This is a genomic window from Streptomyces sp. NRRL F-5123 (assembly GCF_000721495.1).
Classification (GTDB): Bacteria; Actinomycetota; Actinomycetes; order Streptomycetales; family Streptomycetaceae; genus Actinacidiphila.
Genome location: NZ_JOHY01000015.1, coordinates 13,336 through 25,730, shown reverse-complemented (window position 1 = coordinate 25,730; position 12,395 = coordinate 13,336). Strand labels below are relative to the sequence as shown.

General features: G+C 71.2%; 11 protein-coding genes. 6 read left to right on the top strand and 5 right to left on the bottom strand.

What is annotated here, in order from left to right; genetic code table 11:
• Positions 1-192 precede the first annotated feature (192 nt).
• Positions 193-660, bottom strand: coding sequence for a cupin domain-containing protein (locus IH54_RS0116395; protein WP_031517409.1), 468 nt, complete (start codon positions 658-660; stop codon positions 193-195).
• 367 nt (positions 661-1,027) lie between these two features.
• The gene (locus IH54_RS0116390; protein ID WP_031517407.1) at positions 1,028-1,678 is read right to left on the bottom strand and encodes a DUF5134 domain-containing protein; all 651 of its coding nucleotides are present in this window, start codon (positions 1,676-1,678) and stop codon (positions 1,028-1,030) included.
• A gap of 294 nt (positions 1,679-1,972) precedes the next feature.
• On the opposite strand from IH54_RS0116390, the gene IH54_RS0116385 reads away from it, so the two are divergent.
• Positions 1,973-3,703, top strand: a complete 1,731-nt coding sequence (locus IH54_RS0116385) for an L-aspartate oxidase (RefSeq protein ID WP_031517405.1) — start codon at positions 1,973-1,975, stop codon at positions 3,701-3,703.
• 124 nt (positions 3,704-3,827) lie between these two features.
• On the opposite strand, the gene IH54_RS0116380 is transcribed toward IH54_RS0116385, so the two are convergent.
• The gene (locus IH54_RS0116380) at positions 3,828-4,094 is read right to left on the bottom strand and encodes a WhiB family transcriptional regulator (protein WP_031517403.1); all 267 of its coding nucleotides are present in this window, start codon (positions 4,092-4,094) and stop codon (positions 3,828-3,830) included.
• Between the two features lie 358 nt (positions 4,095-4,452).
• On the opposite strand from IH54_RS0116380, the gene IH54_RS0116375 reads away from it, so the two are divergent.
• Together IH54_RS0116375 and IH54_RS0116370 are read left to right on the top strand one after the other, a co-directional pair.
• On the top strand, positions 4,453-5,373 hold the full coding sequence (locus IH54_RS0116375; RefSeq protein ID WP_031517401.1) for an RNA polymerase sigma-70 factor: 921 nt from the start codon (positions 4,453-4,455) through the stop codon (positions 5,371-5,373).
• A gap of 297 nt (positions 5,374-5,670) precedes the next feature.
• Positions 5,671-6,465: a sigma factor gene (locus tag IH54_RS0116370; protein ID WP_031517399.1), complete on the top strand. Its 795-nt coding sequence runs from the start codon at positions 5,671-5,673 to the stop codon at positions 6,463-6,465.
• A 16-nt stretch (positions 6,466-6,481) separates the two neighbouring features.
• Here IH54_RS0116370 and IH54_RS0116365 read toward each other — a convergent pair whose 3' ends face one another.
• Entirely contained in the window at positions 6,482-7,441 is a 960-nt protein-coding gene (locus IH54_RS0116365) for a YhfZ family protein (RefSeq protein WP_159011878.1), read from the bottom strand.
• A gap of 84 nt (positions 7,442-7,525) precedes the next feature.
• Positions 7,526-8,374: a class I fructose-bisphosphate aldolase gene (locus IH54_RS0116360; protein WP_031517395.1), complete on the bottom strand. Its 849-nt coding sequence runs from the start codon at positions 8,372-8,374 to the stop codon at positions 7,526-7,528.
• Positions 8,375-8,531: 157 nt separating this feature from the next.
• On the opposite strand from IH54_RS0116360, the gene IH54_RS0116355 reads away from it, so the two are divergent.
• The 3 genes from IH54_RS0116355 (at position 8,532) to IH54_RS41680 (ending at position 12,367) form a co-directional block, all read left to right on the top strand.
• A complete protein-coding gene (locus IH54_RS0116355) occupies positions 8,532-9,932 on the top strand; it encodes an FAD-binding oxidoreductase (protein WP_031517393.1) in 1,401 nt (466 codons plus the stop codon).
• 81 nt (positions 9,933-10,013) lie between these two features.
• The gene (locus tag IH54_RS0116350) at positions 10,014-11,402 is read left to right on the top strand and encodes an FGGY family carbohydrate kinase (RefSeq protein WP_052397521.1); all 1,389 of its coding nucleotides are present in this window, start codon (positions 10,014-10,016) and stop codon (positions 11,400-11,402) included.
• Positions 11,399-12,367: a 1-phosphofructokinase family hexose kinase gene (locus IH54_RS41680; protein ID WP_199923401.1), complete on the top strand. Its 969-nt coding sequence runs from the start codon at positions 11,399-11,401 to the stop codon at positions 12,365-12,367. The genes IH54_RS0116350 and IH54_RS41680 overlap by 4 nt, the downstream gene beginning before the upstream one ends.
• The last annotated feature ends 28 nt before the right edge of the window (positions 12,368-12,395 follow it).

Here is a 12,395-nt window from a genome sequence, read left to right as displayed (position 1 = left end):
CTGCCTGCAGACGACCGGTCTCGGTCAGAGCTGCATCACGGTGTGGCATGAAGGCCTTCCGGCCGGTGTGGACGTCGCAATCCACACCGAACCCGGAAGGCCTTCACCATTTCCAGATCACACAGCCGAGACCTGCGTCACCAACCTCCGTGAACAGAACACCTCGGGCAGCGGACGTCGGGGGATCGAACGTCAGGCGCCGGGCCGCGGGGCGCGCAGGTGTGCGCGGCTCTCCAGCTCCTCCTGGCCGACGAGTTCGAGCATCGGCTTGCCGGGGGCGCACAGCATCGTGACGACGAACTCGGTCCTCTCGTCGGAGAGGGCGTTGCCGTCCTGGTAGTGGATGGCGTCACCGCCGGGCTCCCAGAAGGTTCCGCCGGACTCGACGATCCGCTCGGGCTCACCTTCGAGTTCGAAGCGAACCGCGCCCTTGATGACGTACCCGAACGCCGGGCCGGAGTGGCGGTGCGGCGGGGTGCCGGGGTCGCCGGGCTCCCACTCGACGTGGATGGTCATCGCCGAGGCCCCCTCAGGGACGGTGATCGGGGAGGCGTCCTGGAGCATCTTCGCCGCTCGGGTCCAGCTCGGCCCGTCCTCGCCGGCGGTACCGTGACCGTGTCCTCCATGGCCGTGGTGGGCGTGCTGTGAGTTCTCCGACACTGTGTCGTACCTTCCGTGCTGCCACCGTGTGCCGGCGTGGCGTCGTACGCCGTCACGGTGGTCATGTGGCCGGTCGTGAAGACCGCTCAACCCTCCTGACCGGGCGCCCCGCGGATCTGTGACAAGGGCCGGCAGCCGGCCGTCGTCCGCACCGGGGCCAGGACGGTGTCACGGGAACCTGGCCTGCGCTGTCTACCTGTGATGAACAGAAAGAGTCACCCATGACGTACGTGTCCCCCGCCGTTCCGGACGCCGGACCGTCCGAGGGCGTCGACCCCGACGCGTTCGTCACGAGCAGCCGTGCGCCGGCACTTCGCCCCGGCGACAGGCTTCCGCCACCGGCTCGACCGGGCTGCTCGACTCGCGGTCAGTGGGGCATGAGCAGCATCACGGCCGTCCCCAGCGCCATCGCCCCGTCGCGCAGGTGCCCGTACCGGTCGTCTGTCGCTGCGGCGCGCTGCGCGGTGTCCACGGCGGACACGCGAGGTGGCATCGGGTTCAACGACCGGAGCCCGCCGGCAAGGAGGAACACTGCCAGCAGGCCGGTGACCAGGTCGGCGGTGGCCGGGCCACCCGTGACATGGGCGATGGCCGCACCGTGGTGCAAGACCGGGACGCTTCCGGCCAGGGTCTCGTGGGAGGGGACCGCCTGGCTGTGCCGCATCCTCGGCATCCAGGCCATGGCCGCCATGCCGGCCGCGGGCAGCAGTCGGGCGGGGATCGCCGCCACCGTGTCCGCCCTGCGGCGATGGAGAGCGGTCAGCGGGAACCACAGAGCGGCGGCTGCGAAGAGGATCGTCATGGCCGGACCGGACAGTGAGCGGCCGAGGTTCCACGGCATCGCCGCCATGACCACGGCCATGGCGGCGTGCAGGAGATGGTCCACGCGGTCACGGCGCCCCGTCCCCGGTACCCGGGCACCGCGCAGCCATGCGTGCGGGGCGTGTAGGGCGTGCAGCGCCACCAGGGCGAACAGGGTCGTCAGGATCCACCGCACCACGTCAACAGGGGTGTCCATGGCTGAGTTCAGGTGGCGGGAGGCGATGCCACGCCATCGCGCGGTTCGCGGAACGCGTCCGCCGGCGTCTCGTGTGACACTGTGTGCGCCTTTCGTGGTCCATGACGGTTCACAGCTTTGACCGGGTGCGCGAGTGATCCGTGACGCGGACATCGCAGGGGGGACAACGTGACGGCCAGGACGCCGTACCACGACGACATCGGAGTCAGTGCCGTGACCGAGCGCAGCCAGTTGTCACAAACCGCGGCCTGACCTGGTCCTAGTCAGTGACCACCCAGAGCGACGGGAGCAATCGTGCCTATCACCGAACGACGACTTTCCACCACGGTGCTGGTGATCGGTACCGGCGGGGCCGGCCTGCGGGCGGCGATCGAACTGGCCGAGGCCGGCGTCGATGTGATCGCCGTCGGCAAGCGTCCCAAGGAGGACACCCACACCTCGCTGGCCGCCGGCGGGATCAACGCCGCGCTGGCCACGATGGACCCCGAGGACAGTTGGCAGCAGCACGCCGCCGACACCCTCAAGGAGAGCTACCTGCTCGCCGACCCCCGCACGGTCGAGATCGTCACCCAGGGCGCGGCCCTGGGCATCGACGACCTGGAGCGGTACGGCATGGCGTTCGCCCGCGAAGAGGACGGCCGGATCTCGCAGCGCTTCTTCGGCGCCCACACCTTCCGCCGCACCGCCTTCGCCGGCGACTACACCGGCCTGGAGATCCAGCGCACCCTCGTCCGGCGGGCGAGCCAGCTGGGCATACCGATCCTCGACAGCGTGTACATCACCCGCCTGCTGGTCCATGACGGTGCCGTCTTCGGAGCCTACGGCTTCGACCTCACCAACGGCGCCCGTCACCTCGTCCACGCCGACGCCGTGATCCTCGCGGCCGGCGGGCACACGCGCATCTGGCGCCGCACCTCCTCGCGGCGGGACGAGAACACCGGCGACTCCTTCCGCCTGGCGGTCGAAGCAGGGGCCCGCCTGCGCGACCCCGAACTGGTCCAGTTCCACCCCTCCGGCATCCTCGAACCGGAGAATGCCGCCGGTACCCTGGTCAGCGAGGCTGCGCGCGGCGAAGGCGGCATCCTGCGGAACGCCCTGGGCGAGCGGTACATGAGCCGCTACGACCCTCAGCGCATGGAGCTGTCCACGCGCGACCGCGTGGCCCTTGCCTCGTACACCGAGATCAAGGAAGGCCGGGGCACCCCCAACGGCGGGGTGTGGCTCGACGTCTCCCACCTCCCCCGCCAAACGATCATGAACCGGCTCCCCCGCGTCTATCAGACGCTCCTCGAGCTGCAGATGCTCGACATCACCCGGGAACCCATCGAGGTCGCTCCCACGGCCCACTACTCGATGGGCGGCGTCTGGGTCCGTCCCGAGGACCACAGCACCGACGTCCACGGCCTGTACGCCATCGGCGAGGCCTCCAGCGGTCTGCACGGCGCCAACCGTCTCGGGGGCAACAGCCTCGTCGAACTCCTCGTCTACGGCCGCATCACCGGCCAGGCCGCGGCCGCCTACTCGGAATCACTGACCGCGCAGCCCCGGTCCGCGGCCGCCGTGGCCGCGGCCCGCGCCGAAGTCGACGACCTGCTCGCCGCCGACGGACCCGAGAACGTCCGCGCCCTTCAGCGCGCCATCCGCAACACCATGACCGAGCACGCCGGCGTCGTCCGCGACGAACAGGGTCTGCGCGCCGGGCTCGCGGAACTGGACGCCGTCGAGAAGCGCATGGAGAACGTCGGAGTCCACCCCGACATCGCCGGCTTCCAGGACCTGGCCCACGCCTTCGACCTCAAGTCGGCCGCGCTGGCGGCCCGCGCGACCCTGGAAGCGGCGCTGGAACGCCGGGAGACCCGCGGTTGTCACAACCGCAGCGATTTCCCGAACACGGACCCCGCCTTCCGCGTCAATCTCGTCTGGTCCCCGACGACCGGAATCACCCGCGAGAGCATTCCGCCTGTTGCGGAAGGGATCGCCTCCCTCATGGCGGATGTCTCCACCGAAGGAAAGCTCGTCGAATAGCTGTCCGCCGGCCCCCGACGCTCCGGCTCGAAAGAGTCACGCGCGGGGGCCCAGCCTTTCGTGCGCGTCCGGCACGGGCCCCCGGGCAGCCTGCGTGTCGAGGACCCGGGCCGCCCTCCCGCACTCAGGCGGCGGCGTCCGTCGCCTCCCGCTCGTGCGCGGCACGGCGCCGCATCGCCCGGCGCTCCCCTTCGGTCGTGCCACCCCAGATCCCCTCGACATGGCCCACGTCCATGGCCCACGCCAGGCACTGCCGCGTCACGGAGCAACGACGGCAGACGGCTTTCGCCTCTTCCGTCTGCAGCAGCGCCACAGCACTGTTGACACTTCCTATCGGGAAGAAGAGATCAGGGTCTTCACGTAGGCACAGGCCCTGTACGCGCCAGTCCATAGGACACACCTCCTGCGTGGGTCGCGGAAACCACTTCGTCGTGTGGGGAATGTGCGAAGAAGGCGGTGATCGATACCTGACCGCGCTTCACTTGAAAGACCGGACGGTCGGCGTGAGTGTGACACCGAGCCCGAGAAGTGTCCGCGGCGGGACCGACTCGGCTGCCCGGCCCCCGAAGTCCGCAAAGAATCCGCCGAGAACTGTTACGAAGAGCCGGCCTCGTCGGTCGCTTGGAACGGAGGCGAAAGCCGCACTCTCCCGCGACCTCCGTATGCAGGGCCCTCCCGACGGTCCTCGGCAGACGGCCACGTGCTCGCCTCCGCGAAGACACCGGTACCAGAGATACGGAGACCACAGCATGCATCTGCAGGCGCCCCCCGTGGAAAGCACCTTGAGCGAGGCCGTTTCCGTCTTCGTGGAGCTCCGGCCACGTCTCTTCGGCATCGCCTATCGCGTTCTGGGCAGTGCGGTGGAGGCCGAGGACGTCGTCCAGGAGGCGTGGTTGCGCTGGCAGAGGACCGACCGCACGCTCGTGAACTCCCCCGTGGCGTTCCTGTCGAGCACCACCACGCGGTTGGCCATCAACGTGGCTCAGTCGGCCCGCGTCCGCCGCGAGACATACATCGGTCCGTGGCTCCCGGAGCCCGTCGACACCAGCAACGACCCGGAGGTCGGCGCCGAGCGCGCGGAAGCACTGGAACTGGCCCTGCTCCTGGTGCTGGAGAAGCTCGCCCCGACCGAGCGCGCCGCGTACGTCCTGCGAGAGGCCTTCGACTACGCCTATCCCGAGATCGGGCGGATCCTGCAACTCAGCCCGGTCAACGTGAGGAAGATCGTGAGCCGGGCGCGCAAGCATCTCAGCGACGACCAGCGGGACAGCGTGAACGCGGCGGAGCACCGGAAGTTGCTCCAGGCCTTCGTTGCGGCTGCTCGGCAGGGGGACGTGGCCTCGCTGGAGGCGCTGCTCACGCCGAACGTGGTCAGCCTGTCCGACGGGAACGGCATCCGGGGAGCGGCTCGGGTGCCCGTCCTGGGTCGTGCCCGCGTGGCGAACCTGTCGACGGCCTATCCGCGGTTCTGGCCGACGGTCGAGGCCGAACCGGTCGAGGCCAACGGGCGCAGCGGGGTCCTGCTCCACCGCAACGGCCGGCCTGCCACCTTCATGACCATCGCTGCCACCTGTCGCGGCATCCATCAGGTGATGTGGGTCTTCAACCCGAGCAAGATCGCCGCGTTCCTCCATTCCCGCTCCTGCGACGCGGCCGTCGGTGGTGCCTGAGGCGGACCGGCAAGCACTGACGGCCGCGTCGCATCGCCGCAGGACGCGGTGCGGGTGATCGGGCCGGAAGGCCGTGTGTCAGGGGGAGTTGCCGTCGTCCTCGGAGGCGACGGTCACGCCCCTGCGTGCGCGCGCCAGTGGTTCTCCAGGGCCTCGGCGACCTCCGCGGGCCGCCGGCCGCCACCCGCACAGCTCGATGTCACACGGTCGGTAGCCGCACGGTCTGTATCGGCGAGGGCACTGCCACCCGTCCGCGGAGGTGGCGGCGTGGTGCCGGACGAGAGGGAAGGACACCTCATGGGCCAGACCGGTGACACGGTGTCGATCGCCGAACTGCTGGACGAACGACGGCATCTGCTCGACGTCGCCCACTGGATGCTGGGCCCCGGCCCCGAAGCAGAAGACGCCGTCGCCGAGACCTACCGGCGCTGGTACGGCCTGACCGACGCCTGCAGAGCGGCCATCGTCGAGCCGCGCATCTGGTTGACCCGGACCACGGGCACCATCTGCTCGGCACGCCTGTCCCCGCTCGCACCGCTGCTCGCGCATGCCGACGCGGAGCGAGCAGCCGTCGCCCTCTCTACGCCCCTCCGGACCGTCGCCGACCTCGGGGGCCGGACGTCACCCCCGTGCGCCGAACTCGCCGACCACGCCCGTCGCAGCCTGCGCAGCAGCCGTACACGCCCCACCACGATGCGGGAGCACGACGCGATCGTCCGCGCCGTCCGGCAAGCCTGCTCCATGACCGACGTCACTCTCCTGGCGTCCCTCCTGGCGCCCGACGCCACCGCGTTCTTCGACGGCGGCGGCAAAGTGCGCGCACTGACCCGCCCGATTCACGGCAGCCAGGACATTGCCCGCACCCTCCTCGCCCTCATCGGCTCCCACCCCCACACCACCCTGCGCCTCCGCTCCGCCAACGGCCGCACCGCAATCGTCGTCCACCACGACGACGAAGCCACCGCCGTCATCAGCTTCGACGCCACCGACCACCGCGTCACCCACGTCTGGGCCGTCCTCAACCCCGACAAACTGCGAAGCTGGAACCGGCCCCGCACCCCTCTCAACGGGCGGGGGACACCATCTTGTTGAGGCCCTGCTGCCGGAATTACTCGGCTGCGTCGAACCGAATCGGCGGATGGGGCATGCCGGCGGTGGAATTGTCGGAGCGACGAGGAGCCGCGATCTCGGGAGCCGCGCGCTCCAGGAGGATCCCGGGCAGATTGTCCTCGGTGGCGACGAGGACGGCAGCGGAGATGGCCGCGGCGAGCTGGAGCGCTTTGGGAGTGGAGAGCGGCGTCGTGCGCAGGCCGGCCGCCTCGAGCGGGATCAGAGTGTCCACCGTGTGCCACACGCCGGTGTCGATCGTGCCGAGCAGTACGGCCCGGGGCACCTGGGTGAAGTCGGCTTCCACGTACTCCACGCCGTTCGGCGGGAACTGAGCCTCGGTGAGCCGGCGGTGGTCGTCGGAGGCCGGGTCGAGGGCCACACGCAAGGGCCCGGGGCGGTGGCCCGCGGTGACGCCCGCGCGGGAGACCGTGACCAGGGTGCCGGGAGCGTAGTAGGTCCACTCCCCCAGACTGATCGAGCGATGCCCCTGCGTGCTGTCCGGCCGGAGCAGGTCACTGGCGGCGCCCGCCGACACCAGGGCGAGGTCGGCCTCTTGGCGGTCCAGCGCCGCCAACCGGCCTTCCGCGCCGCGCTGATGGCCGACCGTGGTGAGGATGCCCCAGCCGGCGAAGACTCGCGCAACCGCCCGGGCGACATGAGTCGCCTCCGGTGGCGCGTTCGGCGGCAGGAGCAGGTGGACGGGGGCGAGGCGGGCCGCCGACCAGAGTTTCCCGGTGTCCAGAGCAGTGACGAACGTTCCCTGGTGCCCCCGGGCCACCAATGAGAGGGCCCTTTCGTCGCGCAGTCCGCGCAACGCCTTCTGTACGGTCCCGGAGCCCACGCCCAAGGTGTCCTGGTAATGCGTGGTGGTCGGGAGGCGGCCGCCGGTCCCGACGCGCAGGGCGTCGCGAGCGATGGCCGCCGACGGATCGCCGTGCATGGGCGTGCTGGAGGGCATTGTCATCAGGTCTGCGGGGCTCTCGCGTACTCCGTGTGCCCCGCGGCCCGCGTTGACGGGCCGCGAGGGAGGTGAGGTGGAACGTCAGCCGAGGAGCTTCCCGGCGGCGTCGGCGGACATCCCATCATGGACGACCGCCGCCAGTCCGGACAACACGGCCTCGGGGCTGGGGGCGCGGAACACGCGCCGCCCGAACATCACGCCCCCGCCGCCGGCGCCCACCGCGTCGGCTGCCAGCCGCAGGGTGTCCATCGGGTCGTCCCCGCCCTTGCCGCCCGCGAGGAGAACCGGCGCGTACGTGCTGGAGGTGACCTCCTGCCACGCCTCCGCCGAGCCGGGCCACAGCGCCTTCACGAGGTCGGCGCCGATGTCGGCGGAGATGCGGCAGTAGGTGCTCATCACCTTGGCGCTGAGCGCGTCGGGGTCCTCGCCCTCCAGCGCCGAACGCGGTTCGATGATGACGCCCAGGCCGAGGCGCTCGCAGTCCCGCACGATCCGGGCGTTGCGCTCGATCTCCGCACGCTCCAGACGGCTGTCGCGCTGACCGAGGTAGAGATACGTCATGACGGCGTCGACACCGGCCGCGGCCACCGACTCCAGGTCGGCGAGCTGGGCGAGCACGCCCTCGCTGCGCCCGTCGACGCCCGGGGTGTAGACGCCGCGCGCATGGTTCTTCCAGTCCAGGTGGAGGACGAGTCCAGGACGGTCCCGGCCGACGAAGGTGGATTCCACGTGCGGCACCATCCCCGGCGTCACCATGATCGCGTCGGCGCCGCGCATCCGGGCGAACACGGCGCGGATCTCGTCGAGGGTGCGCAACCCTTCGGTGGGGCCACCGTTGACACTGTGCGAGGCGGCCACGACCACGGCCCGCCCGCTCTCGGGGCGCACCAGCCGCCCGAGCCTGATCTTCTTACCGGTCCGCGCGTCCATGACGACACTCGCTTTCTGAATATGCAGCTTGCGGAGAATTGCATTTTGAGCCTAGGATCCGGAACGGCGGCTGTCAATCGAGCCGCCCCGGCCCACCGGCGGCATCACGACGGACCCGCCCCGACAAACGCCGGTTCCCGCAACCCAGGAGCTCCCCATGGCAGACCTGTCCACGCCTCTGGCCACGCTGACCAGCGTGCTGGGGCCGGAGGCCGTCCGCACCGACGACACGACGCTCGACTCCTCCAGTCACGACTCCTGGCCCCTGTCGACCAAGCTCGCAAGGCTCGGACGGCACGAGCACCGCGGCGACGTGGTGGTCCGCCCCACCGACGAGGAGCAGATCCGCACCGTGCTGGCCACCGCGGCGCAGCACGACGTGCCCGTCACCGCGCGCGGCCTCGGCTCGTCCGTCACCGGCCAGCCGCTGCCCGTACGAGGCGGCATCGTCCTCGACCTCTCGGCGCTGCCGACCGGCTACGAACTGGACGAGGTGGACCTGGTCGTCACCGCCTCGGCGAGCTGCAACGGCGGCGAGTTGGAGGACGCGCTCCAGGCCCGCGGCTACACCCTGGGCCACTCCCCGCAGTCCCTGTACCGCTCCAGCGTCGGCGGCTGGCTCGCGACCCTCGCGACCGGGCAGTTCTCCTCGTACTACGGCGGCATCGAAGACCTGGTGACCGGCTACACCGTCATCCTCGCCACCGGTGAAATACTGCGCCTGACGGCGTCACCGCGCGCGGCCATGGGCCCTGACCTGCGCCGTCTCTTCCTCGGATCCGAAGGGACTCTGGGCGTCATCACTTCCGTCACCCTCAAGGTGTTCCCGCTGCCCGAGACCCGCCTCCTGGAGACGTACACCCTGCCCTCGGTGGAGGCCGGCGTCGCGGTGATGCGCGCCCAGGCCGCCGCCGGGCTTCGCCCGTTCCTGCTGCGCCTGTACGACCCCGTGGAGGCACGCCACGCGCTGCAGGACGAGACCGTCGACACCGCCGTGATGTTCGCCGGGACACAGGGACCGAGCGATATCGCCCGCGCCGAGCTCGACGCCCTGGGGCACCTCGTCGCCGAGCACGGCGGCCGTGCCACCGGGCCCGAAGGTGCCCAGAAGTGGATGGGGCGCCGCTTCGACTTCTCCTCGGTCGAGATGCTGCTGGACCAGGAAGGGGGATTCGCCGAGACCATCGAGGTCGCTCACACCTGGCGCGGCATCCTGCCCCTGTACCACGCGATGACGAAGGCCTTGGCCCCGCTCGCCGACGAGGTCCTGGGCCACTTCTCCCACGTGTACACACAGGGCACCTCCCTCTACCTCATCCTGCGCGGCAGCGCGGAGTCCGACAGCGCCGCGGTGGAGCGCCTCCGTGAGATCTGGGCGACGGCGATGGCGGTGGCTCTCGAGCACGGCGCCGAACTCTCCCACCACCACGGCGGCGGCCTGGCGCGCTCCCCCTACACCCGGCAGTCCCTCGGAACCGCCCACCTCGTCCTGCGTCGGCTCAAGAACACCCTCGACCCGGACGGCGTCCTCAACCCCGGCAAGCTCGGACTGAACTGACGCCGCGTCCGTCCCTTCCCCGCCCCGCCGCCGCTTCGCCGGCGTGCCCACACCCCCGACGCGTGAGGAGGCCCGGAGACAATGTGGTTTCTAGGCATCGACATCGGCACCACCCACCTCAAGACGGTCGGCGTCACGGACGAGGGAACCGTCCTGCCCGCGGGCCGCATCCGTACACCCACCGTCACCCGTGACGGGCTCACCTTCCACGATGCCGAGGAGGTGTGGGCCCGCACCTCCGAACTGGTCGCCCGCTACGCGGCCACCACCGCGCACCCCCACGGAGCGCTCGCCGGCGTGTGCGTGGCCAGCTTCGGACAAGAAGAGGCCGTACCGGTGGACGCGCGCGGCCAGGCGCTCCACCCGTCCCTGGCCTGGTGGCAGAACCCGCCCCGGACAGCACTTGACCCGGACACCGTCGAACTCCTCGACTCCTACGAGCACTACACGGCGACCGGCATGCGTCACCGCCCCGCCCAGACCCCCGAACGCACCGCGCAGCTGCGGGCCACGCAACCAGAGGTGTGGCGCTCCACGGCCCGCTGGGCGGACTTCGGCAGCTTCGCCGTGCACCGGATGACAGGCCGTTGGACGTCCGCCGTCGCCCAGCTGACCCACAGCCAGTGCTTCGACCTCGCCACGCTGGAGCCCCTGACGGACGTCATGTGGCGCCTGGACCTGAGGCCGGAGATGTTCCCCGAGCCGCTGATGGTGGGGGCCGTCGCCGGCACCCTGCACCCCGACGCGCTGCCCGGAGTTCCGCTGGCGGGCGAGGTCCCCGTCGTCACCGGCGGTCACGACCAGGTCGTCGCCGCCCACGGCGTCCACCGCGCCGGCGGGGCCCGCGTGCTGGACTCGATCGGCACCTCGGAGTACCTGATGGTCGCTTCCGACGTCTATGCGCCCGAGCGCCGGGCCTGGGAGCTCGGCATCGACCACAGCCGCTCCTGGTCGGCCCAGGGTTATCTCCTCGGCAGCGCCACTCCGACCGGCAAGGTGGTCCAGCTGCTCGCCGACCTGTTCTACGACGGTGACTTCGACGCGCTCTTCGCCGCTCTGGCCGCGCAGCCCCCGGGCCCCGACACCGGAATGCACGTCGTCCTCGCCGATCCCGACGCCTCGGACGAGGGGCTGCTCAGCATTTCCGGGCTTGCTCCCGGCCTGCGCGCCGCCGACGTCGTACGCCACGCTCTGGACCGGGTCGCGGACCACACTCGCACCGTCCTGGGCGAGATGTGCGCCCTGGCCGGCATCCGGCCGTGCACCGTCGCGCTCACCGGGTCGCTGTGGCGCCGCCCCGAGATGGCCGCCCACCGCCAGGCGCGGTGGGGCGTCCCGCTGGATGTGCGCACGGTGCCCGAGCCGGTGGCGGAGTCCGCGGCCCGTATCGCCCGGGACGCCGTGCTGCCCGGCGCGGCGGGCGCACCACCCCTGAACTTCGCCGAGAACAAGGAAGTCGGCCCGCAGTGAACACCGCCATCGCCATCGCCTCCGTCAACCCCGCGATCGAACGGCTCCTCGTCGTCGACCGCAACCGGCCCGGCAGCGTCCACCGCCTCGCCCGGAGCGAGACCCTCGCCGGCGGCAAAGGGGTCAACGTGGCCAGGGTCCTCGCGAGCCTCGCCACCGACCCGCCGGTCACTCCCGTCGCGCACCCGACGCCGCACCTGTTCGGTTTCGCGGGCGGACCCACCGGGCGTCTTCTGCGCGACCTCCTCGACACCGAGAAGCTCGACGCCGACCTCGTCACCACCCGCGGCGCCACCCGGGTCAACGAGGTCCTCGTCGACCTCGCTGACCCGGACGGTGCGACGGTGTACAACGCCACGGGCGCCGAGGTGGACAAGACCGAACTGGACGCCCTCGACAAGGCCTTCGACCGCGCGATCCGCAACACCCAGGCCCTGGTCTGCACCGGCAGCCTGCCCCCCGGGGCACCGGACGACCTGTACGCGCGCTGGATCGAGGCGGCACCCGACCCGGTTCTCACGGTCCTCGACGCGCACGGTCCGGCCCTCGCTGCCGGGATCCGAGCCTGCCCGGACGTCGTGAAGGTCAACGCCGAGGAACTCGCCGCCGTGTCCGACGCAGGCAGGTCCACACTCGCCACCGCACGGGCCTGGCGCGAGCGGGGCACCGAATGCGTCATCGTCACCGACGGCCCCCGACCCACCTTGGCCCTCACCCCCGACGGCACGTACGAGGTGACCGCCCCCGACGTCCCCACCCGCAGCGCGGTGGGCTCCGGCGACGCGTTCTGCGCCGGTCTCGTGCACAGCCTGGTCACCGCCGCGGACCGCGGCTGGGGGCGTCACCTGCGCGTCGCCGCCGCCTGCGGAGCCTCCAACGCGGCCTCGCTCACTGCGGGGCTGTCCAGCGACCTTCCCGCCCGCTCCCTCTATGACCTGGTCACCGTCTGCCGCGTCGACGGCTGACGACCCCCACGCGGCGGGCACCGGCGCC